The organism is Azospirillum sp. UENF 211521 (assembly GCF_058780535.1).
Genome location: NZ_JBSNCF010000002.1, coordinates 399,759 through 420,774, shown reverse-complemented (window position 1 = coordinate 420,774; position 21,016 = coordinate 399,759). Strand labels below are relative to the sequence as shown.

Sequence of the window (21,016 nt, the reverse complement as noted above, 5' to 3'; positions counted from 1 at the left end):
GCGCCCTAGACCGACAGCAGCCGCGCGACCTTCGCCTCGTCGACCTGATCGCGGCTGTCCTCGTGGACGATCTCGCCGTTCTCGATCACCAGCACGCGGTCGGCGATGTCGAGCGCGAAGCTCAGCACCTGCTCCGACACGATGATGCTGAGGCCCTTCTCGTCGCGGATGCGGCGCAGGGTGCGGGCCATCTCGCGGATGATCGACGGCTGGATGCCCTCCGTCGGCTCGTCGAGCAGCAGCACCTTCGGCTTGGTGGCAAGCGCGCGGGCGATGGCGAGCTGCTGCTGCTGCCCGCCCGACAGGTTGCCGCCGCGCCGGCCCTTCATCTCCAGCAGCACCGGGAACAGCTCGTACAGGTCCCCCGGAACGCTGCGCCCGCCGTGGACGCTGAGGCCCGTCTCGATGTTCTCCTGAACCGTCATGGTCGGGAAGATCATGCGGCCCTGCGGGACATAGGCCACGCCCTTGGCCACCCGCTCGTAGCTTTTCAGCCCGGTGATCTCGTCGCCACCGATGCGGATGGCGCCGGAGCGCGTCGGCACGATCCCCATCAACGACTTCATCAGGGTCGTCTTGCCCATGCCGTTGCGGCCCATGATGGCGACGATCTCGTTGGGCGCCACGGTGAAGTCCAGCCCATGCAGAACCTCGCTCTCGCCGTAGGACACGCGGAGTTGATTGACGGACAGCATCTCTTGATCCCCCGCTCAGTGGCCCAGATAGACTTCGACGACCTTGGGATCGTTCTTCACCCGTTCCATGCTGCCTTCCGACAGGATCTTGCCCTGGTGCAGGACGGTGACGCGGTGGGCGATGTCCTCGACGAATTTCATGTCGTGCTCGATCACCAGCACCGAGCGGTTCTGAATGATGCGGTTCAGCAGCTCGGCGGTCTTCTTGCGCTCGTTCACGCTCATGCCGGCGACCGGCTCGTCGAGCATCAGCAGCTCGGGGTCCTGGATCAGCAGCATGCCGATCTCCAGCCACTGCTTCTGCCCGTGGCTGAGATACTCGGCGCGCTGGTCGAGATGGTCGGAGAGGAAGATCATCTCGGCGATCTCGGCCACCCGCTCGCGCACCGCGGCGTCGCGCTTGAAGGCGAGCGCGCCGAACACGCTGCGGCCGCGGGGGTAGGAGATCTCCAGATTCTCGAACACCGTCAGGTCGTCGTAGATCGACGGGTTCTGGAACTTGCGCCCGACGCCGGCCTTGACGATCTGGTGCTCCTTCATCGCCGTCAGTTCCTTGTTGCGGAACTTGATGGAGCCGCCGGACGCCTTGGTCCGCCCGCAGATCAGGTCGAGCACTGTGGTCTTGCCGGCGCCGTTGGGGCCGATGATGACGTGGATCTCGTTGCTGTCGACGTAGAAGGACAAGTCGTTGACCGCCTTGAACCCGTCGAAGGACACGGTCAGCCCTTCGACCGCCAGCAGGTAATCGGTGTTGTTGGCCATGCTCCGTCCCTCCTCAGTCGGCGGCGGTGTGGGGCGGGATGATCGGCGCCGCGGTGGCGGGGATCGTCGTCCGGCCGACGGTCGGGCGGCGCAGCCGCGGGGCGATGTACTGCTGGTAGAGCCCGGCCAGCCCGTTGGGGAACACCATCACCACGCCGATGAACAGGGCGCCCATGGCGAACAGCCACAGCTCCGGGAAGCTCTCCGACAGCATCGTCTTGGCCCAGTTGACCAGCAGCGTGCCGTACACCGCGCCCAGCAGCGACAGCCGGCCGCCGACCGCGCAGTAGATGACCATCTCGATCGACGGCACGATGCCGACGAAGGACGGCGACATGAAGCCGACCTGCAGCGTGAACATCGCGCCGCCCACCGCCGACAGCGCCGCGGCGAAGCAGAAGACGAAGATCTTGAAGTTGGCGACGTCGTAGCCGGAGAAGCGGACCCGATCCTCCTTGTCGCGCAGCGCCACCAGGATGCGCCCGAGCTTGGAGCGGCGGACGGTGAGGCAGAGCAGGATGCAGCCGATCAGCAGGGCGGCGTTGACGAAGTAGAGCACCAGCTTCGCCTCGTCGGTGCGGATGTCCCAGCCCTTCAGCGTGCGCAGGTCGGTGATGCCGTTGATGCCGCCGGTGTAGCCCTGCTGGCCGACGATCAGGATGGTCAGGATGGCGGCGAAGGCCTGGGTGATGATGGCGAAGTAGACGCCGCCGACCCGCCGCTTGAACATCGCCAGCCCGACGATGAGGGCGAGCAGCGCCGGAACCGCCACCACCGCGACGATGGAGAAGGTCAGGCTGTGGAACGGCTCCCAGAACCAGGGCAGCGCCGTGAGCTGGTTCCAGTCCATGAAGTCGGGGATGCCGGGGGTGGACTGGATCTTGGTCGCCTCGGGGCTGGAGGCCTCCAGCTTCAGGAACATCGCCATGCAGTAGCCGCCGATGCCGAAGAAGATGCCCTGCCCCAGCGACAGGATGCCGGCGCTGCCCCAGCACAGCACGAGGCCGAGCGCCACGAAGGCGTAGGTCAGGTACTTTCCGACCATGTTCAGCCGGAAGATGTCGAGCCCCAGCGGCAGCACGATCACCAGGAGGGCGGCCAGCAGCAGGATGCCGGCGACGTCGCCGTCCATGCGCCAGAGACTGCGCCCGAGAAGGCCGTTTTGAGGGTTGCGCGTCATGGTGATGGACTCCTCAGCGGCGGACTTTGAGGACGAACAGACCCTGCGGGCGCAGCATCAGGATCACGACGACGGTCAGCAGCGTCAGCACCTTGGCGGTCGAGCCGCTGAGGAAGAACTCCATCGTCGACTGGGCCTGGCTGATGGTGAAGGCCGACGCGATGGTGCCGATCAGGCTCTGGGCGCCGCCGAACACCACCACCAGGAAGGTGTCGACGATGTAGAGCTGACCCGAGGTCGGACCGGTCGAGCCGACCATGGTGAAGGCGCTGCCCGCCACCCCGGCGATGCCGCAGCCGAGCCCGAAGGTGTAGCGGTCGACCCTCTCGGTGTTGATGCCGACGGCGCCGGCCATCGTGCGGTTCTGCATCACCGCCCGCACGCCCTGGCCCCAGCGCGAGCGGAACATCACGGCGTAGATGACGACGGTGATGGCGATGGTCAGGCCCATGACGAACAGGCCGTTGATCGGCACCTCGATGGTGTCGGTGACGGCGACCGAGCCCATCAGCCAGTCCGGCAGGACCACGCCGACCTCGCGCGCGCCGAAGACCGAGCGGAAGACCTGCTGGAGGATCAGGCTCAGCCCCCAGGTCGCCAGCAGCGTGTCGAGCGGGCGCCGGTAGAGGAAGCGGATCATCCCCCATTCCACCAGCATCCCCAGCGCCCCGCTGGCGAAGAAGGCCAGGATCATGGCGATGAAGAAATAGGCCGGAAAGAGCGCCGGCACGGTGCTGGAGATGAAATTGGAGCAGAGATAGGTCACGTAGGCGCCGAGGATCATGAACTCCCCGTGCGCCATGTTGATGACGCCCATCTGCCCGAAGATGATGGCGAGGCCCAGCGCCATCAGCACGAAAACGGAAAAGAGAATGAGCCCCGCGAATCCCTGCATGGCAAAGATCGACCCGAGCTCGGCCAGGCTGTAGCCCTCGAACATGATGGGAACTCCCGTCACACTTGCCCCCACCCCGGCCCTCCCCCGCTCTTGCAGGGGAGGGAGGCGGGAGCCTTGTCGGCGTTCGGCCGTCGTCCCCTCCCCCGCCCGGCGGGGGAGGGTCAGGGTGGGGGTCTGACGCCCCCGCCCTTACTGGTAGCCCTTCGGGAACGGGTTCGGCTCGATGAGGTCCGCCGTCTCGTAGACGACGTCGAACTGGCCGTCCGGACGGGCGCGGCCGACGCGGGTCTTGCTCCACAGGTGATGGTTCCCGTGGACGCGGACATAGCCTTCCGGCGCGCCGCTGAACTCGATGCCTTCCGACGCGACGGCGATCTTGTCGATGTCGAAGCTCTTGGCCTTCTCCACCGTCAGCTTCCACAGCCAGGGGCCGAGATAGCCGGCCTGGGTCACGTCGCCGATGACGCTGTTCGCGCCCCACATCGCCTTGAAGGCGGCGACGAACTTCTCGTTGTTGGGATTCTGCAGCGACTGGAAGTACTTCATGCAGGCGTAGGCGCCGGCGATGTTCTCGCCGCCGATGCCGAGCATCTCGTCCTCGGTGACCGAGATGGTCATCAGCACCTGCTTGTTCAGGTCGATGCCGGCCGCCTTCATCTGCTTGTAGAAGGCGACGTTCGAGCCGCCGACCACCGAGGCGTAGATGACGTCCGGCTTGGTCAGCTTGATCTTGTTGATGACCGAGTTGAACTGGGTGTGACCGAGCGGGAAGTACTCCTCGCCCACCACCTTCTGGCCCTTCATCTCGATGTGCTTGCGGGCGATCTTGTTGGAGGTGCGCGGCCAGATGTAGTCGGAGCCGATCAGGAAGAAGCTCTTGGCGCCCTTCTCCTTCGTCACCCAGTCCAGCCCGGCGAGGATCTGCTGGGTCGCCTCCTGCCCGGTGTAGATGACGTTCTTCGACTGCTCCAGCCCTTCGTAGAAGGTCGGGTAGTAGAGCATGCCGTTGTACTGCTCGAACACCGGCAGCACCGCCTTGCGCGAGGCCGAGGTCCAGCAGCCGAACACCGCCGCCACCTTGTCCTCGACCAGCAGCTTGCGCGCCTTCTCGGCAAAGGTCGGCCAGTCGCTGGCGCCGTCCTCCTGGATCACCTCGATCTTGCGGCCGAGCACGCCGCCCATCTCGTTGATCTGGGCGATCGCCAGCTTCTCGGCCTGCACCGAGCCGGTCTCCGAGATCGCCATGGTGCCGGTGGTGGAATGCAGGATGCCGACCTTCACCGTGCTGTCGGTGACCGCCAGCTTCGTCGTGTTGACGGCGTCGGTCGGCAGCGCCTGGGCCAGCGCGCCGCGCGGCAGCAGCCCGACGGCCGGCAGCGCCGCCATGCCGAGGAGGAGCTTGCGGCGGAGCGGCGACGGCAGCCCGCCAACGGGCTTGCCCGCATCAAACTTGTCTGAGGACATGAAACCTCCTGATGTTCGCCGTTGTCGCCTTGCAACGACGGCGCGCAACCGGGCGCGGCCGTCGGAAAGGCGGTGTTTTTTGGGGGGTGGGCGGAACGTTCCGCGTTAGGACAGCCCGATGGTTGGCCGAACAGTGCATCGCAGCAATACGTGGATTTGCGTATAGGGGCGCCGGTCGGCAAATCGTTATAAAATCGCGGGAGACTGGAACCGCCCGAGCGCCTGCAACCACCCCGAAGCGAGTGGAACAGTTGTCTCCACCCGCAAGAAACGACGTGCTTCAACTCTGTTGTCTGGCCGATCTGTTCCTGACAGACTGGCGGGGACGGATGATTTATTAGCGAAAATGCCCGGAAACAGGGCTAATAAACAATCAGTGAGACAAACATATCCTCAGGAGGGTGAATGGGGCCGATGGCGGGGCGCCAGAGGGTGGTCGCGATCCGGCGGACCTACAACCGTTGGGTTGCCAACCAGACACTGGAGGATTACGCGCTGCGCTTCACCGCGCGGAAGGCGCGGCGGTGGTCGCCGTTGCGCGTCGCCAACACCGCGCTCGGCTCGATCTCCTTCCTGGCGCTGGAGGCCATCGGCGGGGCGATCACGCTGAGTTACGGCTTCACCAACGCGGCCCTCGCCATCCTGGCCGCTGCCGTCCTGATCTTCGCCAGCGCGCTGCCGATCAGCTACTACGCCAGCCGCTACGGCGTGGACATGGACCTGCTGACGCGCGGCGCCGGCTTCGGCTACATCGGCTCCACCATCACGTCGCTGATCTACGCCTCCTTCACCTTCATCTTCTTCGCCATCGAGGCGGCGATCATGGCGACGGCGCTGGAGATGGTCTTCGATCTGCCGCTGGCCGCCGGCTACGTCGTCAGCTCGCTTCTGGTCATCCCGCTGGTCGCCTACGGCTTCACCGTCATCAGCCGCATCCAGCTGTGGACCCAGCCGCTGTGGCTGGCGCTGCACGCCCTGCCCTTCCTGTTCATCGCGGTCCAGGACAGAGAATCCTTCAGCGCCTGGACCAGCTTCACCGGCCAGGCGGCCGACGCGGGCGGCGCCTTCGACCTGATGCTGTTCGGCGCGGCGGCGTCGGTGGTGTTCTCCCTGCTGGCGCAGATCGGCGAGCAGGTCGATTTCATCCGCTTCCTGCCCTACGACCCCGACGCCACGGGCGCCAAGCGGCTGCGCTGGTGGGCGGCGCTGGTGGCCGCCGGGCCGGGCTGGATCGTCATCGGCACGATCAAGCTGCTGCTCGGCTCCTTCCTGGTGGTGCTGGCGCTGCAGAACGCCGTGCCGCTGGAGATGGCGGCGGAGCCGACGCGGATGTACCTCGTCGCCTTCCAGTATGTGACGCCGTCGCCGCAGCTCGCCCTCGGCCTGACCGGCCTGTTCGTCGTGCTGTCGCAGCTCAAGATCAACGTCACCAACACCTACGCCGGCTCCATCGCCTGGTCGAACTTCTTCTCGCGCCTGACCCACAGCCATCCCGGGCGGGTGGTCTGGGTGGTGTTCAACGTCGTCATCGGCCTGATGCTGATGGAACTCGGCATCTACAAGACGCTGGAGCCGGTGCTGGGCCTCTATTCCAGCGTCGCCGCCTCGTGGATCGGCGCGCTGGTCGCCGATCTGGTGGTGAACAAGCCGCTGGGCCTCAGCCCGCGCCACGTCGAGTTCAAGCGCGCCCACCTCTACGACATCAACCCGGTGGGCGTCGGCGCCATGCTGCTGGCGACGATGCTGTCGATGCTGGCCTTCCTCGACGCGCTGGGGCCGACGCTGAAGGTCTGCGCGCCCTTCCTCGCCTTCGGCACCGCCTTCGTCGCGGCCCCCGCCATCGCCTGGGCGACGCGCGGCGGCACCTACATCGCGCGCCGTCCCTTCGACGACTGGAACGGCGAGGAGGCGATCCGCTGCTGCATCTGCCAGCACGCCTTCGAGACGGAGGATATGGCCCACTGCCCGATCTATGCCGGGGCCATCTGCTCGCTCTGCTGCTCGCTGGACGCCCGCTGCGGCGACGGCTGCAAGACCGACGCCCGGCTGGGCGTGCAGTTGCGCCACGCGCTCGACGCCGTGTTGCCGCCGCGGGCCGCGACGGCGCTGAAGGCCCGGCTCGGCCATTATCTGGGCGTTCTGCTGATGCTGGCGCTGGCGGTCGGCGCGGTGCTGGCGCTGGTCTATGTCGAGGTCGCCTCGGTCAACGCCGAGGCGCAGGCACTGATCGGCAGCACGCTGTGGAAGGTCTACTTCATCCTGATGATCGTCGCCGGCGTCGCCACCTGGCTGTTCGTTCTGGCGCGGGAAAGCCGCAAGGTGGCGCAGGAGGAGACGCAGAAGCAGACCGCCCTGCTGATCCGGGAGATCGAGGCCCACGAGCGCACCGACGCCCAGCTCCAGAAGGCCAAGGAGGCGGCGGAGGCGGCGAACCTCGCCAAGAGCCGTTATCTGGTCGGCATCGGCCATGAGTTCCGCACACCGCTCAGCGCCATCTTCGGCTATTCGCAGATCCTGGAGCGCGATGCGGCCATGCCGCCGCACCGGGTCGACGCCGTCCGCGTCATCCGGCGCAGCGCCGAGCATCTGGCCGGCCTGCTCGACGGGCTGCTCGACGTGTCGAAGATCGAAAGCGGCCGGCTGCAGCTGAACCGGGGGGAGGTGCGCTTCGGCGACCTGCTCGACCAGCTCGTCGGCATGTTCCACCTGCAGGCGGAGGCCAAGGGCATCGCCTTCCGCTTCGACGCGCCGGAGGACCTGCCGCCGGTCGTCTTCACCGACGAGGGGCGCATCCGCCAGATCCTCATCAATCTGCTGTCCAACGCCATCAAGTTCACCGATTCCGGCTCGGTCTGCCTGCGTGTGCGCCACCGCAGCCAGATCGCCGAGTTCGAGGTGGAGGACACCGGCCCCGGCATCGCCGAGGCCGACCGCGAGCGCATCTTCGAACCGTTCGAGCGCGGGTCGGCCGCCAACCCGATGGTGCCCGGCATGGGCCTCGGCCTGACCATCACCAAGCTGCTGACCGAGGTGATGGGCGGCGAGATCACCGTGACCAGCACGCCCGGCAAGGGCAGCCTGTTCCGGGTGCGGCTGATGATGTCGGCGGCGATGCTGTCCACCGCCGCCAGCCAGCCCGACCACCCGATCCGCGGCTATCGCGGCCCGCGCCTGACCGTGTTGGTCACCGACGACGACCTCGCCCACCGCAGCCTGCTGTCCGACCTGCTGGCGGAGCTGGGCTTCACCGTGTTCAAGGCGACCGACGGGCCGACCTGCCTCGCCATGGCGGAACGGCACCGGCCGGACATCCTCCTGCTCGACATCTCCATGCCCGGCATGAACGGGCTGGAGGTGGCGCGGCGGCTGCGCGCCGCCGGCCACGGCGACACCACCATCATTCTGGTGTCCGCCGACACGCGGGAGGACCGCGCCGGTCCCGGCCTCGACGGCGACCAGCCCCACGACGGCTTCGCCGCCAAGCCGGTGTCCATCCCCAAGCTGCTGGCCTGCATCGGCCGGCTGCGCGGCGTCGAGTGGGAGTACGAGGCGCCGGCCGACACCGACGCCGGTCCGCCGGTCTTCGCCCCCTCGGAGCTGCCGCCGCAGCACCACATCGCCGAGCTGATCCATCTCGGCCGCATCGGCTATGTGCGCGGCATGCAGGCCAAGCTCGCCGAGATCGCCGCCGCCCATCCGGAGCTGGAGCGCTTCGTCGGCCGCATGCGCACGCTCGTCAGCAATTACGACCTCAACCAGTATATGGCCGCGCTGGAGGCAGTGTACCGCGATGACAAGCCCCGCCATGACAACTCCCGCCATGACGAGTCCAGCCATGACGATGAAGCCCGTAACCAAACCGCGTGACGTCGTCCTGGTCGTCGACGATTCACCCGAAGCCCTAAGCTTCCTGACCGACGCGCTGGAGGAGGCCGGGGTGACCGTGCTGGTCGCGCTGGACGGCCGCAAGGCGCTGGCCCTGCTGGAGCAGGTAACCCCCGACGTCATCCTGATGGACGCCATCATGCCGGGGCTGGACGGCTTCGAAACCTGCCGGCAGTTGAAGCGCAGCAGCCAGGTCGCTCATGTCCCGGTGATCTTCATGACCGGGCTGACCGAGACGGAGCACATCCTGAAGGGCTTCGCCGCCGGCGGGGTCGACTACGTCACCAAGCCCATCGTCGCCGAGACCCTGATCGCCCGCATGTACGCCCATCTCGCCAACGCCCGCGTCGCCCAGAGCACGCGAGCGGCGCTGGACGTCACAGGCCGCACCCTGCTGGCCGCCAACCACCGGGGCGAGGTGCTGTGGTGCACGCCGCAGACCACCCGCATGCTGGAGGCGGCCTTCGGCACCGCCGGGGGGGATGGCGTCTCCCTGCCGGAGGAGGCGCGGCGCTGGCTGGCCGACCGTCAGGCCGGCGGCCCCGGACGCAAGCCCGACAGCGTGGTGATCGCCACCGGCACGGACGGCCGCCGCCTGCGCCTGAGCCCGGTCGGCCAGACCGGTCCCGACGAGATTCTCCTTCAACTGGCCGAGGAAACGGGCGCCGGCGAGGACACCCAGCTCAAGGACAAGCTGTCCCTGACCCCGCGGGAAGCGGAGGTGCTGATGTGGGTCGCCAACGGCAAGCCCAACCGCGACATCGCCGAAATCCTCGGCCTCAGCCCGCGCACCGTCGACAAGCATCTGGAGCAGATCTACGCGAAGCTCGGCGTCGAGAACCGCGCCGCCGCCGCCGCGATGGCGGTGCGGGCGCTGAACGGCCGGTAGACGTCCGCAAGTTCAGCCGGTCAGCCGGACATAGACGGTCGGGAGGATGTCGGGCAGCCGCTCCACCCGGTCGACCGGCAGCACGTTGCGCCGGCCGAAGATGCGGTGATGCGTGTGGGGATCGCCGCCCAGCGCCACGCAGACCACGTCGATGCCCCGCCCGGTCAACTCCCGCACCGCCTTGCGGGCGTCCTCCACCAGATGGCGAGGATCGGGGCAGTCGATGTCGGACGGCTCGCCGTCGGTCACCAGCAGCAGCAGGCGGCGCAGCGTCGGCTGGGCGGCGAGCGCCGCGCCGGCGTGGCGGATCGCCGCCCCCATCCGCGTCGACCAGCGCCCGTCCAGCCCGGCGAGGCGCCCGCGCGCCGCCGCGTCATAGGGTTCGGCGAAGCGCTTGACCGGCAGCCAATGCACCGCCTCCCGCCCGTCGGAACGGAAGGCGGCCAGGGCGAAGCGGTCGCCGGCCGCGGCCAGCGCGCCGGCCAGCAGGTCGGCCGACCGGCGTTCGAGGTCCAGCACCGTGCCGTCCCCCGCCCGATCGTTGGCCGGATCGTTGGTCGAGTGCGACGCGTCGAGCAGCAGCAGGACCGACAGGTCGCGGCCGCGCCGCCGCACCCGCCGGAAGACACGCATGTCCGGAGCGTGACCGTGGCGCCGCGCCGCGCTCGCCGCGATGCAGGCGTCGAGGTCGAGATCGTCCCCGTCCTTCTGCCGCCGCAACCGCTCCGGCCGCGCCACCACCGCGTGGCGGACCAGGGCGCGGACCCGGCCGGCGAGCCGGGGATCGGCGGGCGCCTCCAACGGCCGACGGTGTTCCGGCTCGCATTCCACCAGCTGGACGAAGTCGGGCCGGTGCAGGCCGATGCGGTGGTCCCATTCCGGGTAGCGCGCCACCGGCCGCAGCGCGGTGGTTTCGGCGACGGCGAGCGGAGCCGGCGCGGAAGAGTCCTGCGGCGGTCCGTTCCGACGGGTCCCCTCGCCCTCCGCCGGCTCCGGCCGAACCGCCTCCAGCGGGTCGTCGGCATCGCGCGGCGGCTCCGGCGGGGTGTCGTACAGCCAGAGACCACCGTTGTCGTCGCGGTAGGGAGGATCGACGCGGTGCCCCCGGGCGTTGATCTGGACCCGCGTCTTGCCGAGGTCGCCGGCCAGATCGCCGCCGAGCGCCAAGCTGAAATTGGGATCGTCCCAGCGCTCCGGCCGCTCGAAGAACAGGCGCTGCCCCTTGTCGACCCAGGCGTTGCCGTCCCGGTACCCGGCGTCGAACAGGGCGCGCGCCAGCCGTTCCAGCAAGTCCGCCGCCATCAGCGACGGCGAGGGTTCGACGCGATGGAACGGCGCCCACAGCCGCCGCAGGCCGGGAAGGCGCCGCATCGCCAGATGCTCCACCCGCGCGTCCTCGACCAGCGAGACGACGATGGTCAGCAGCGGCTTCAGCCCCTTGGCCGGCCAGGGTCGTGAGAACATGCGGTGCGCCCCGGCATGCGCCAGCGCCGCCCGGTAGAGGTCGAGGGTCGGCCAGACCGCCGGCAGCCGGACAAGGTCGGCGTCGAAGCGGGGCCGCAGCGCCGCTGGGTCATCCTCCCGGACCAGGGGCCGCAAGGGCGGATCGCTTCCCCACAGCGCCGCCCCATAGGCCCTCAGCCGGCGTTCGACATCGGCCAGAGCGATTTCGCCGTCAACGCCGTCCATAGCTGGTCAGAAGCAGGCGCCGACCGCCGCCGCCAGCGCGTCGCGCAGGTCGGGGTCGTCGGTCAGCGGCAGGACGATGGCCATCCGGCAGGCGGCCTCCGGCGCGACGCCGCGGGCGATCAGCCGGCCGGCGTGGATCAGCATGCGGGTCGAGGCGCCCTCCTCCAGCCCGCGGCCGCGCAGGTTGCGGCTGCGCTCCGCCACCGACACGACACGCCGGGCCAGGGCCGGTTCGATCCCGGCCTCGTGGGCGACGATCTCGGTTTCGATGGCGGCCGCCGGATAGCCGAATTCCAGCGCGGCGAAGCGTTGCTTGGTGGATTCCTTCAAATCCTTCGCCACGCTCTGGTAGCCGGGGTTGTAGGCGACGACGAGCTGGAAGTCGGGATGGGCGGCCAGCAGTTCGTTCCGCTTGTCGAGCGGCAGCGCCCGCCGGTCGTCGGTCAGGGGATGGATGACGACCGTGGTGTCGGCGCGCGCCTCCACGACCTCGTCGAGATAGCAGATGGCGCCGTGGCGCACCGCCTGGGTCAGCGGCCCGTCCTGCCACACCGTCCCCTCCGCCTCCAGCAGGTAGCGGCCGAGCAGGTCGGAGGCGGTCAGGTCCTCGTTGCAGGCCACGGTGACGAGCGGCCGGCCGAGCCGCCACGCCATATGCTCGACGAAGCGGGTCTTGCCGCAGCCGGTCGGCCCCTTCAGCATCACCGGCAGGCGGTCGGCGTGCGCCGCCTCGAACAGGGCGATCTCGTCGCCGGCCGGGCAATAGTAGGGTTCCCGCGCAATCCGGTAGCTTTGAAGCGCCATGCCGTCCGCCTTTCGGAAGGAGATCAGCGGTGCGCCGGCTCGTCCGACGGGATGCCGTCGATCGGGCATTCGGGCGTGCCGACCGTCTTGCGGGTGAAGGATTCCACCATGGCCCGCGTGCCCTCCGGATCGCTGACCCACTGCCGGTAGAAGTCGTAGGGGCAGGCCGCCTCCCCCTTCACCCCGTCGTGGCTGTTGATCATGCCGGTGTAGCCGCGATGGACCAGCTTGAAGAGGTGGTTCTCCGATTGCCCGTGCTTGCGGAAGTCGCGGATCAGCGACTTGGAGAGCTGGGCGTACTGTATGCCGTACTCCTCCTCGCCGCATTCGCCGAGCGTGCGGCCGTCGAAACCGACGATGGCGGAATGGCCGAAATAGGAATAGACGCCGTCGAAACCGGCGGCGTTGGCCACCGCGACATAGGTGTTGTTGGCCCAGGCCATCGCCTTGGCCATCAGCACCTGCTGGTCCTTGGCCGGGTACATGTAGCCCTGGCAGCGGACGATCAGCTCCGCCCCCTTCATGGCGCAGTCGCGCCAGATTTCCGGATAATTGCCGTCGTCGCAGATGATCAGGCTGACCTTCAGGCCCTTCGGTCCCTCCGACACGTAGGTGCAGGTGCCGGGATACCAGCCCTCGATCGGCACCCAGGGCATGATCTTGCGGTACTTCTGCACGATCTCGCCCTGATCGTTCATCAGGATCAGGGTGTTGTAGGGCGCCTTGTGGGGATGCTCCTCGTGCCGCTCGCCGGTCAGGGAGAAGACGCCCCACACCTTCGCCTTGCGGCAGGCTGCGGCGAAAATCTCGGTCTCGTCGCCGGGGATGGTCGCGGCGGTCTCGTACATCTCCTTGGAATCATACATGATTCCGTGGGTCGAATATTCGGGGAAGATCACGAGGTCGAGGCCCGGCAGGCCCGTTTTCATGCCGACCAGCATGTCGGCGATTTTCTGCGCGTTCTCCAGCACCTCCGCCTTGGTGTGAAGGCGCGGCATCTTGTAATTGACGACGGCGACGCCGACGGTGTCGTTGCTGCTGGTGATATCGCCGTGGATCATCTCGATCTCCCTTGCGTGACGGGGGCACGGGGCGGCGCGCGCGGGAAGCGGGCTGAGCGTCCGGCTTCCGCATTGTTTTCGCACGCCTTCTTGTCCCGATCGATCATCGGAGAGCGGCGGATGGACGGGAATACGCGATTCCCCGTATGGCCGGCGCGGCGCGCGGGCGGAAACGGCGCGGTGCCGCTCCGGGGTCAACCTATACGCAGGTATGGATGGCGCGCCCTGGCCAAGCTGTTGAAATGGAACGCCCGCGACGGAGGTGGTTGACGAGGCGGGCCCCGGTCGGAGTGCGATGTCGTGTTGAGCGTTCCCACCATCTGTGTCGTCGACGACGACGAAGGCGTCCGGGAAAGCCTCGGCAATTTCCTGCGCTCGGCCGGCATGCGGGTCCGCACCTTCGCCACGGCGGAAGCGTTCCTCGCCCACGAGGGGGACGCCGACTGCCTCGTCACCGACCTGAACCTCAAGGGCATGGATGGTTTCAGCCTGCAGATGGTGCTGCTGCAACTGGGCCGCCGCCCGCCCGTGATCGTGATGACCGCCTTTGCGACGCCGGCGGTGCGCAGCCGCTCGCTGGCGCTGGGGGCCTGTGCCTTCGTGACCAAGCCGCTCGACCCGGAAAACCTGCTTCTCCTCATCGAGGACGCCCTCTCGACACGCCAGGGGACTCCCGAACCATGACCGGAATGGTGCCGCACGGTGGCACGCCCATCCGGAGGTACGACCTCGACGGCTTTGCCGCCGGGGAGCGGACGGGCTACCATGCCGCGGCCGGCCGCGCGCTGCGACGGCGCGGGGACGTGGGCGCGGGGACGTGACGGAGGAACCCATGGGGGATCGCACCATCGTCGACGGCGGCAGGTCCGGGGACGCCGTCCCCACTCCGGCCATACCCGTCCAGGAAGGCCCCGCCCTGGTCTGCGTCATCGACGACGACGCCGACGTGCGCTGCGCGATGGAAAGCCTTCTGCGCTCCGCCGATTACCGGGTGCTCACCTTCGCCACGCCGGACGAGTATCTCGCCTGCGCGGAGGCGGTGGACGCCGCCTGCCTGCTGCTGGACGTCTATCTCGACGGCGCCGACGGGCTGGAGGTGCAGCAGGCGCTGCACGACCGGTCCATCGCCGTGCCGGTGGTGCTGATGACCGGCCAGGGCGACATCCCGATGACGGTGCGCGGCATGAAGGCTGGCGCCATCGATTTCCTGACCAAGCCCTTCGCCGAGCAGGACGTGCTGCGGGCGGTCGGGGAAGCGGTGGCGCTGGACGGCCGCCGCCGATCCGCGCGCGGCCAGGACGACGCGGTGCACACCCTCTACGCCACCCTGACCCCGCGGGAACGCGACGTGATGGGGCTGGTCACCGCCGGGCTGATGAACAAGCAGGTGGCGGCGAAGCTGGCCTTGAGCGAGGTTACGGTGAAAATCCACCGCGGCAACCTGATGCGCAAGATGCACGCCCAGTCGCTGGCCGACCTCGTGCGGATGGCCGAGACCCTCGGCGCGCGCGAACGGACCGTCACCCGCTACGGCGCGACGGGTTGAGGTCCTACCGCCGCCGATGCCACGTCAGTCGGGCGCAGAGCGCTCGGCCGACCAGCGGGTGTCGGTCCTGAATGGAGAAAGGACCGCCGGGGCGGGACCCCGGCGGCCCATTCTTGCGGCGACCTGCCCGATCAGACCGGGATCGGGTTGTCGGCGATGTAGCTGTTGAAGCCCATCACCAGGGCGTGCTCGTTGGGGCCGGCGTTGTCGCGCATCGGACGGGCGCTTTCGACGATAGCCTCCTCTGCGTCAGTGGCCAGCGCGGCCATCGTCTGCTCGATGAAGGCGTCCAGCGGCATGGCGCGCGGGTCGTCGCCCTTCTTGATCAGGTCGGTGTTGACCCAGGGCGGCGCGATCTCCTGCACGGTGACGCCGGTGCCGCGCAGCATGAAGCGCTGGGACAGCGTGTAGCTGTGCAGCGCCGCCTTGCTGGCCGAATAGACCGCGGTGGTGGCCAGCGGCGTGTAGGCGAGCACCGAGGTGTTGTTGACGATCGCCGCGCGCGGCTGTGCCTTCAGATGCTCGATCAGCGCCGAGGTCATGCGGATCGGGCCGAGGAGGTTGGTCGTCAGGATCGACTGCGCCTGCGCGTCGTCCATCGGGCCGGAGGCGTCGTCGAACGGCATGATGCCGGCGTTGTTGATCAGGACGTTCAGCGTCGGGTTTTCGGCGATCAGCCGTTCGGCCGCGGCCTGGATGCTGGCCGGGTCGGCGATGTCCAGCTCGATGGCGGTCATGCCGGGGTTGGCGGCGGTCACCTCGTCGAGAAGGGCCTTGCGCCGGCCGGCGATGATGACCCGGTTGCCGAGCTTGTGGAACGCCTCGGCCAGGCCGCGGCCGATGCCGGAGGTCGCGCCGGTGATGAAGATGGTGTTGCCGGTGAGTTGCATGGCTCGGTGTCCGTTCGGTTGAAAGAAAGCAAGGGGGAGCGTCGGGGAAAGCAATGCCTTCCCAGGAAAACGCCAACTTTGACGATGGAAAAGGCTACCGCCGCCGAAGCATCGCGGGATGCCATGTCCAGGTGTCGGGGAAGACCCGGCTTGGTCGGACGCTCACTCCAGCGCCGACAGGCGGCCGCTTTCCACGGCGCGGCGGACCACCTGCGGCGGTTGGCCATAGGCGCGCAGGAAGGCGCGGCGCATGCGCTCGCGGTCGGCGAAGCCGGTTTCGCGGGCGATGATGTCCATGGAATGCCGTCCTTCCTCCATCATCACGCGCGCCGCCTCCAGCCGCAGATGCTCGACGGCCTTGGCCGGGGTCTGGCCGGTCTCCTGGCGGAACAGGCGGCTGAACTGGCGCGGGCTGAGAGTGGCCGCCTCCGCCAGCTCCTCGACAGACAGCTCGTTCTTAAGGTTCTCCTTGGCATAGACCAGCACCCGGCGCACCCGGTCGGAGCGCGGTTCCAGATCCAGCAGGGCGGAGAATTGCGACTGCCCGCCGGGGCGGCGCAGATAGACCACCAGCTTGCGCGCCACCTGCTTGGCGACCTCGGCGCCGAAATCGTCCTCGACCAGCGCCATGGCGAGGTCGATGCCGGCGGTCATCCCGGCGGAGGTCCAGACGGAGCCGTCGACGCTGAAGATGCGGTCCTCCTCCACCCTCACCTTGGGATAGAGGCGCTGCAGCGCCCGGGCGTGGCTCCAGTGGGTGGAGGCGCGCCGACCGTCGAGCAGGCCGGCCTCGGCCAGCACATAGGCGCCGGTGCAGATGCCGGCGATCCGCCGCGAGTTGGCGGCGGCATCGCTCAGATAGGCCAGCAGACCGGGCGTCGAGGGTTTGACCCGCAACGACCCGATGGTGATGGTCGTGTCGTGGAAGCCGTCGCCGAACGGGACGGTGTCGATGGCGAAGCCCAGCGAGTTGCGCACCGGCCCGCCCCGTTCCGACAGCACATGGACCCGGTAGGCCGGCCGGTCGAGCACAAGATTGGCCATCTCGAAGGCCGACAGCGCGGCCATGCCCATCACCTGGAAATCGTCGAACACCACGAAACCGATGGTGAGCATGCCCCTCTCCGCCCCTGCCCCGTTCCGAAGCCGCCAGCCCCGGGCTTCAGGCCTCGGGACGCCGCGCTGGAGTCAGAGTAGGCGGTCAGCCTCCTGTCTGGAATGTCAAAGACACCACGATTCCGGCCATCGCCGCAGGATGGATTGTCCGTTTTCGTCGGAATGTTGGCCGATCGACGCGTCCGGAGCGGCGACCTCCCGAAGACCCGCAAATCCTTCCAGTGAGAGCCACGGCAGGGCGCATGCTCAGCTGTTGATCGCGGATTGCATGGAAGGCGGTTCCGACCCGCTGTCCGGGAAATGGCAGGCGACGTGATGGCCCGGCGACAACGCTTGCATGGCCGGCGCCAAGCGCCGGCAGACGTCGGCGGCGATCGGGCAACGGGTGTGGAAGCGGCAGCCCGACGGCAGGTCGTAGGGGCTGGGCGTGTCGCCGGTCAATGCCGGCCCGGCGGGAGCGGACGGGCCGTCGATCCTCGGCGCGGCGTCGAGCAGGGCGCGGGTGTAGGGATGGGCGGGCCGGCGCCACAGGCTGTCGCGGCCGCCCAGCTCGACGATCCGGCCGAGATACATCACCGCCACCCGGTCGGAGACATACTCCACCACCGACAGGTCATGGCCGATGAACAGGAAGCTGACACCCAGCGTGCTCTGCAGGTCGGTCAGCAAATTGAGGATCTGCGCCTGGACCGAAACGTCGAGCGCCGAGACGGGCTCGTCCAGGACCACGACCTTCGGCTCCAGCGCCAGCGCGCGGGCGATGCCGATGCGCTGGCGCTGGCCGCCGGAGAACTCGTGCGGTCGGCGCTGCGCCGCCTCGGGCGGCAGCCCCACCTTGCCCAGCAGGTCGGCGACGCGCGCGCGCCGCTCGGCCCGGCTGCCGATGCCGTGGATCTCCAGCGGCTCGGCCAGCAGGTCGCCGACCGTCCAGCGCGGGTCGAGCGAGGCCGCCGGGTCCTGCAACACCATCTGGAGGTCGCGCCGCGCCGCGCGCATCCGCCGCCGCGAGGCGTGGGTGATGTCCGTCTCGCCCAGCCGGATGGTCCCGGCGCTGGGGTCGAGCAGCCGGACCACCGCCCGCGCCAGCGTCGATTTCCCGCAGCCGGATTCGCCGACGATCCCCAGCGTCTCGCCGGGCGCCAGTTCGAAGGACACGTTGTCCAGCGCGTGGACGACACCGCGCGCCGTCCGGTACTCGACGGACAGCCCGCTCACCCGCAGCACCGGGGTGGCGGTGACGGGGGCGGAAACCGCGGGCGCGGCGAGAACGGCGTCAGAGGGCATGGGTCTCTCCCGCGTGATGGCAGGCGACGAGGCCGCTTCCGGCCCGGCGCGGCGGCGGAACGGCCTGGACGCAGCGCTCGTCGGCCAGCGGGCAGCGCGGCGCGAAGGCACAGCCGGCCGGCATCGCCGCCAGCGCCGGCACGGTGCCGGGAATCTCGGCCAGACGCTCCCGCACCGCGCCGGCCGCACCGGCCCCCGCGCGCGGCTGTGCCGCGATCAGGCCGCGGGTGTAGGGATGGAGCGGATCGGCGAAGAGGTCGCGGGTGTCGCGCTCCTCCACTTTGCGGCCGGCATACATCACCAGCACGCGGTCGACGTAGCGCGACACCACGCCGAGGTCGTGGGTGATGAAGACCACGGCTGTGCCCTGCTCACGCCGCAGCTCGTCGATCAGCGACAGGATCTGCGCCTGGATGGTCACGTCGAGCGCGGTGGTCGGCTCGTCGGCGACCAGGACGGCCGGGGCGCCGGCCAGCGCCATGGCGATCATCACCCGCTGGCGCATGCCGCCCGACAGACGGTGCGGGTATTCGGCGAAGCGGCGCTCCGGATCGGGGATGCGCACCCGCTCCAGAAGCGCCAGAGTCCGCTCGCGCGCCGCCTTGCGGCTGACCGCCTCGTGTTCGAGGATCGCCTCCATGATCTGCTCGCCCACGGTCAGCACCGGGTTGAGCGCGGTCATCGGCTCCTGGAAGATCATCGCGATGCGGGCGCCGCGCACGCGCCGCAGCGCCGCCTCGTCGAGCGCCAGCAGGTCGCGGCCCTCCAGCCGCACTGTGCCGCCGGTCACCCGGCCGGGCGGCGGGATGAGGCCGAGCAGGGCCAGCGCGGTCAGCGACTTGCCGCAGCCGCTCTCGCCGACGATGGCCAGCATCTCGCCGCTCCGGACCGAGAAGGACAGCTCGCGAACGGCCGGCAGCAGGCCGCGGCGGGTCTGGAAGCCGATCGACAGGCCATCGACGGCCAGCACCGGTTCCTTCGGCACGTCGTGGCTCATCGCCGTTCCCCCTTGCCGCTCAGCACGTCGTTCAGCCCGTCGCCCAGCAGGTTCAGCGCCAGCACGGCGATGACGATGGCGACACCGGGAATGGCGGCGACATGCGGATCGGTGCGGATCGTCTCGCGCCCCGCCCCGACCATGCCGCCCCAGCTGACGACGTTGGGATCGCCGAGGCCAAGGAAGGACAGCGAGGATTCGGTGAGGATGGCGGTCGCCACCAGGATGGAAGCCGACACGATCACCGGCGCCAGCGCGTTCGGCAGGATGTGCCGGAAAATGATCCGGGCGTCGGAAGCGCCGAGGATGATCGAGGCCTGGGCCAGCTCGCTGTTGCGCAGGCGCAGCACCTCCGCCCGCACCAGCCGCGCCAGCCCCGACCAGGAGGTGATGCCGATGGCCGCGGTGATGGTGGCGATGGACGGCTGCAGGATGGCGACCAGCGCCAGCGTGAACAGGAAGGGCGGGATGGTCTGGAACAGCTCGGTCACCCGCATCAGCGCCCGGTCGACCCGCCCGCCGTAATAGCCGGACAGCGCGCCGATGCCGATGCCGATCACCAGCGACACCAGCGCCGCCACCCCGCCGATCAGCAGCGAGACGCGGGCGCCGTGGAAGATGCCCGACGCCAGATCGCGGCCCATCATGTCGGTGCCGAGCGGGAACGCGGCGTCCTCGCCCGGACGCAGCAGCGGCATCCCCGCCATGTCCAGCGGGTCGCCGGTGAAGGCGATGTCGGCGAAGGCCGCCATGGCCAGGATGCCGGCCAGCAGGAGCAGACCCAGCAGCGCCGACGGGCGGCGCAGCAGCCGTCCGACGGTGGTGTCGCGGAAGTCCGCCCGCGCCGGCGGGAGGGAAACGGTCTCGGGAAGCGCCATCGGTCAGTTGAGTTCAATGCGGGGGTCGAGCAGCGTGTAGACGAGATCGACCGCGATGTTGACGAGGACCACGACCACCGACGAGCAGAAGAGGATGCCGAGCAGCAGGTTGAGGTCGCGCTGGAAGAGCGCCGCGAAGGCCAGCCGGCCCAGCCCCGGCCAGGAGAACACCGTCTCGACCAGAACCGCCCCGCCGAGGATGGAGCCGAGCTGCACGCCGAGCGTGGTGACGATCGGCAGCAGGGCGTTGCGCAGCACATGGCGCCAGGCGATGCGGCGGGGCCGCACCCCCTTGGCCCGCGCGGTGCGGACGAAGTCCTGGCCGTAGACCTCCAGCATCGCCGCCCGCATCAGCCGGGCGTAGATGGCGAGGTAGAACAACCCGAGCGTCACCGCGGGCAGCACCAGATGCAGCGCCACGTCGCCGACCAGGGCGAGGCCGCTCAGGTTGGCCTCGACGCTGGTCATGCCGCCGACCGGCAGCCAGTCCAGCATGACGGAGAAGACGACGATCAGCATGATGCCGACCCAGAAGACCGGGGTGGCGTAGAACAGCAGCGCCACGATGGAGATCACCGTGTCGGTCAGCTTCCCCGCCCGCCGCGCGGCGAGGAAGCCCAGCGAGCAGCCGGCGACCAGCGCGAAGCCGATGGCGGTTCCCATCAGCAGCAGCGTCGCCGGCAGGCGTTGCAGGATCAGCTCCGACACCGGCAGCGACTGGCGGAAGGAGTAGCCGAGGTCGAAGGTCACCAGATTGCCGAGATAGCGGAGGAACTGGACGTAGAGCGGCTGGTCCAGCCCGAACTGCCGCCGCAGCGCCTCCATATACTCCGGCGTCGCCGCCCCGGACTCCCCCGCCAGCACCTGGGCCGCGTCGCCGGGCGCCAGATGAAGCAGGAAGAAGTTGATCAGCGCGATGCCCAGGAGGACGAAGACCACCTGGGCGGCGCTGCGCCTGAGATAGGTCAGCACGGCGCG

18 protein-coding genes are annotated in these 21,016 nt (G+C 68.9%); 4 read left to right on the top strand and 14 right to left on the bottom strand.

Annotated elements, in window-relative coordinates:
- Window positions 1–5: 5 nt before the first annotated feature.
- The 5 genes from urtE to urtA all read right to left on the bottom strand — a co-directional run bounded on the left by urtE (window position 6) and on the right by urtA (window position 4,999).
- A complete protein-coding gene (gene urtE / locus ACWPN5_RS18610) occupies window positions 6–695 on the bottom strand; it encodes an urea ABC transporter ATP-binding subunit UrtE (RefSeq protein ID WP_040133978.1) in 690 nt (229 codons plus the stop codon).
- A 15-nt stretch (window positions 696–710) separates the two neighbouring features.
- Window positions 711–1,457, bottom strand: coding sequence for an urea ABC transporter ATP-binding protein UrtD (gene urtD / locus ACWPN5_RS18605; protein WP_040133977.1), 747 nt, complete (start codon window positions 1,455–1,457; stop codon window positions 711–713).
- 13 nt (window positions 1,458–1,470) lie between these two features.
- Window positions 1,471–2,637, bottom strand: a complete 1,167-nt coding sequence (gene urtC / locus ACWPN5_RS18600) for an urea ABC transporter permease subunit UrtC (RefSeq protein WP_492296776.1) — start codon at window positions 2,635–2,637, stop codon at window positions 1,471–1,473.
- A 13-nt stretch (window positions 2,638–2,650) separates the two neighbouring features.
- Entirely contained in the window at window positions 2,651–3,577 is a 927-nt protein-coding gene (gene urtB, locus ACWPN5_RS18595) for an urea ABC transporter permease subunit UrtB (RefSeq protein WP_492296775.1), read from the bottom strand.
- Window positions 3,578–3,724: 147 nt separating this feature from the next.
- On the bottom strand, window positions 3,725–4,999 hold the full coding sequence (gene urtA, locus ACWPN5_RS18590; RefSeq protein ID WP_114858873.1) for an urea ABC transporter substrate-binding protein: 1,275 nt from the start codon (window positions 4,997–4,999) through the stop codon (window positions 3,725–3,727).
- A 405-nt stretch (window positions 5,000–5,404) separates the two neighbouring features.
- On the opposite strand from urtA, the gene ACWPN5_RS18585 reads away from it, so the two are divergent.
- On the top strand, window positions 5,405–8,866 hold the full coding sequence (locus ACWPN5_RS18585) for a hybrid sensor histidine kinase/response regulator (protein WP_492296773.1): 3,462 nt from the start codon (window positions 5,405–5,407) through the stop codon (window positions 8,864–8,866).
- Window positions 8,835–9,773, top strand: coding sequence for a response regulator transcription factor (locus ACWPN5_RS18580; RefSeq protein ID WP_247877122.1), 939 nt, complete (start codon window positions 8,835–8,837; stop codon window positions 9,771–9,773). Before ACWPN5_RS18585 ends, ACWPN5_RS18580 begins: the two co-directional genes overlap by 32 nt.
- A gap of 12 nt (window positions 9,774–9,785) precedes the next feature.
- On the opposite strand, the gene ACWPN5_RS18575 is transcribed toward ACWPN5_RS18580, so the two are convergent.
- Genes ACWPN5_RS18575 through ACWPN5_RS18565 form a run of 3 tightly spaced genes read right to left on the bottom strand, consistent with a single transcriptional unit; the run spans window position 9,786 to window position 13,327 of the window.
- On the bottom strand, window positions 9,786–11,462 hold the full coding sequence (locus ACWPN5_RS18575; RefSeq protein ID WP_492296770.1) for a nitric oxide reductase activation protein NorD: 1,677 nt from the start codon (window positions 11,460–11,462) through the stop codon (window positions 9,786–9,788).
- 6 nt (window positions 11,463–11,468) lie between these two features.
- Window positions 11,469–12,266 carry a CbbQ/NirQ/NorQ/GpvN family protein gene (locus tag ACWPN5_RS18570; protein ID WP_492296769.1) on the bottom strand — a complete coding sequence of 266 codons (798 nt, stop codon included), beginning with the start codon at window positions 12,264–12,266 and terminating at the stop codon, window positions 11,469–11,471.
- A 23-nt stretch (window positions 12,267–12,289) separates the two neighbouring features.
- On the bottom strand, window positions 12,290–13,327 hold the full coding sequence (locus tag ACWPN5_RS18565; RefSeq protein WP_492296767.1) for an aliphatic amidase: 1,038 nt from the start codon (window positions 13,325–13,327) through the stop codon (window positions 12,290–12,292).
- A 300-nt stretch (window positions 13,328–13,627) separates the two neighbouring features.
- Here ACWPN5_RS18565 and ACWPN5_RS18560 point away from each other — a divergent pair, with 300 nt between their 5' ends.
- Both ACWPN5_RS18560 and ACWPN5_RS18555 read left to right on the top strand, forming a co-directional pair.
- Window positions 13,628–14,011, top strand: a complete 384-nt coding sequence (locus ACWPN5_RS18560; protein ID WP_145690623.1) for a response regulator transcription factor — start codon at window positions 13,628–13,630, stop codon at window positions 14,009–14,011.
- A gap of 148 nt (window positions 14,012–14,159) precedes the next feature.
- Window positions 14,160–14,873 carry a response regulator transcription factor gene (locus tag ACWPN5_RS18555; protein WP_492296765.1) on the top strand — a complete coding sequence of 238 codons (714 nt, stop codon included), beginning with the start codon at window positions 14,160–14,162 and terminating at the stop codon, window positions 14,871–14,873.
- Between the two features lie 131 nt (window positions 14,874–15,004).
- Here ACWPN5_RS18555 and ACWPN5_RS18550 read toward each other — a convergent pair whose 3' ends face one another.
- From ACWPN5_RS18550 to ACWPN5_RS18525, 6 genes are all read right to left on the bottom strand, one after another.
- The gene (locus ACWPN5_RS18550; RefSeq protein WP_145690627.1) at window positions 15,005–15,763 is read right to left on the bottom strand and encodes an SDR family oxidoreductase; all 759 of its coding nucleotides are present in this window, start codon (window positions 15,761–15,763) and stop codon (window positions 15,005–15,007) included.
- Window positions 15,764–15,925: 162 nt separating this feature from the next.
- The gene (locus tag ACWPN5_RS18545; protein ID WP_145690629.1) at window positions 15,926–16,879 is read right to left on the bottom strand and encodes a GlxA family transcriptional regulator; all 954 of its coding nucleotides are present in this window, start codon (window positions 16,877–16,879) and stop codon (window positions 15,926–15,928) included.
- Window positions 16,880–17,125: 246 nt separating this feature from the next.
- Entirely contained in the window at window positions 17,126–18,163 is a 1,038-nt protein-coding gene (locus ACWPN5_RS18540; protein ID WP_492296762.1) for an ABC transporter ATP-binding protein, read from the bottom strand.
- Entirely contained in the window at window positions 18,153–19,160 is a 1,008-nt protein-coding gene (locus ACWPN5_RS18535; protein WP_492296760.1) for an ABC transporter ATP-binding protein, read from the bottom strand. Before ACWPN5_RS18535 ends, ACWPN5_RS18540 begins: the two co-directional genes overlap by 11 nt.
- Entirely contained in the window at window positions 19,157–20,038 is an 882-nt protein-coding gene (locus ACWPN5_RS18530) for an ABC transporter permease (protein WP_492296758.1), read from the bottom strand. Before ACWPN5_RS18530 ends, ACWPN5_RS18535 begins: the two co-directional genes overlap by 4 nt.
- 3 nt (window positions 20,039–20,041) lie before the next feature.
- The gene (locus ACWPN5_RS18525; protein ID WP_094307401.1) at window positions 20,042–21,010 is read right to left on the bottom strand and encodes an ABC transporter permease; all 969 of its coding nucleotides are present in this window, start codon (window positions 21,008–21,010) and stop codon (window positions 20,042–20,044) included.
- Window positions 21,011–21,016: the final 6 nt, after the last annotated feature.

Bases quoted from the DNA above. Each gene is read 5' to 3' on its own strand.
- urtE (WP_040133978.1), bottom strand. From the start codon at position 695: ATGCTGTCCGTCAATCAACTCCGCGTGTCCTACGGCGAGAGCGAGGTT.
- urtD (WP_040133977.1), bottom strand. From the start codon at position 1,457: ATGGCCAACAACACCGATTACCTGCTGGCGGTCGAAGGGCTGACCGTG.
- urtC (WP_492296776.1), bottom strand. From the start codon at position 2,637: ATGACGCGCAACCCTCAAAACGGCCTTCTCGGGCGCAGTCTCTGGCGC.
- urtB (WP_492296775.1), bottom strand. From the start codon at position 3,577: ATGTTCGAGGGCTACAGCCTGGCCGAGCTCGGGTCGATCTTTGCCATG.
- urtA (WP_114858873.1), bottom strand. From the start codon at position 4,999: ATGTCCTCAGACAAGTTTGATGCGGGCAAGCCCGTTGGCGGGCTGCCG.
- ACWPN5_RS18585 (WP_492296773.1), top strand. From the start codon at position 5,405: ATGGGGCCGATGGCGGGGCGCCAGAGGGTGGTCGCGATCCGGCGGACC.
- ACWPN5_RS18580 (WP_247877122.1), top strand. From the start codon at position 8,835: ATGACGATGAAGCCCGTAACCAAACCGCGTGACGTCGTCCTGGTCGTC.
- ACWPN5_RS18575 (WP_492296770.1), bottom strand. From the start codon at position 11,462: ATGGACGGCGTTGACGGCGAAATCGCTCTGGCCGATGTCGAACGCCGG.
- ACWPN5_RS18570 (WP_492296769.1), bottom strand. From the start codon at position 12,266: ATGGCGCTTCAAAGCTACCGGATTGCGCGGGAACCCTACTATTGCCCG.
- ACWPN5_RS18565 (WP_492296767.1), bottom strand. From the start codon at position 13,327: ATGATCCACGGCGATATCACCAGCAGCAACGACACCGTCGGCGTCGCC.
- ACWPN5_RS18555 (WP_492296765.1), top strand. From the start codon at position 14,160: ATGGGGGATCGCACCATCGTCGACGGCGGCAGGTCCGGGGACGCCGTC.
- ACWPN5_RS18550 (WP_145690627.1), bottom strand. From the start codon at position 15,763: ATGCAACTCACCGGCAACACCATCTTCATCACCGGCGCGACCTCCGGC.
- ACWPN5_RS18545 (WP_145690629.1), bottom strand. From the start codon at position 16,879: ATGCTCACCATCGGTTTCGTGGTGTTCGACGATTTCCAGGTGATGGGC.
- ACWPN5_RS18540 (WP_492296762.1), bottom strand. From the start codon at position 18,163: ATGCCCTCTGACGCCGTTCTCGCCGCGCCCGCGGTTTCCGCCCCCGTC.
- ACWPN5_RS18535 (WP_492296760.1), bottom strand. From the start codon at position 19,160: ATGAGCCACGACGTGCCGAAGGAACCGGTGCTGGCCGTCGATGGCCTG.
- ACWPN5_RS18530 (WP_492296758.1), bottom strand. From the start codon at position 20,038: ATGGCGCTTCCCGAGACCGTTTCCCTCCCGCCGGCGCGGGCGGACTTC.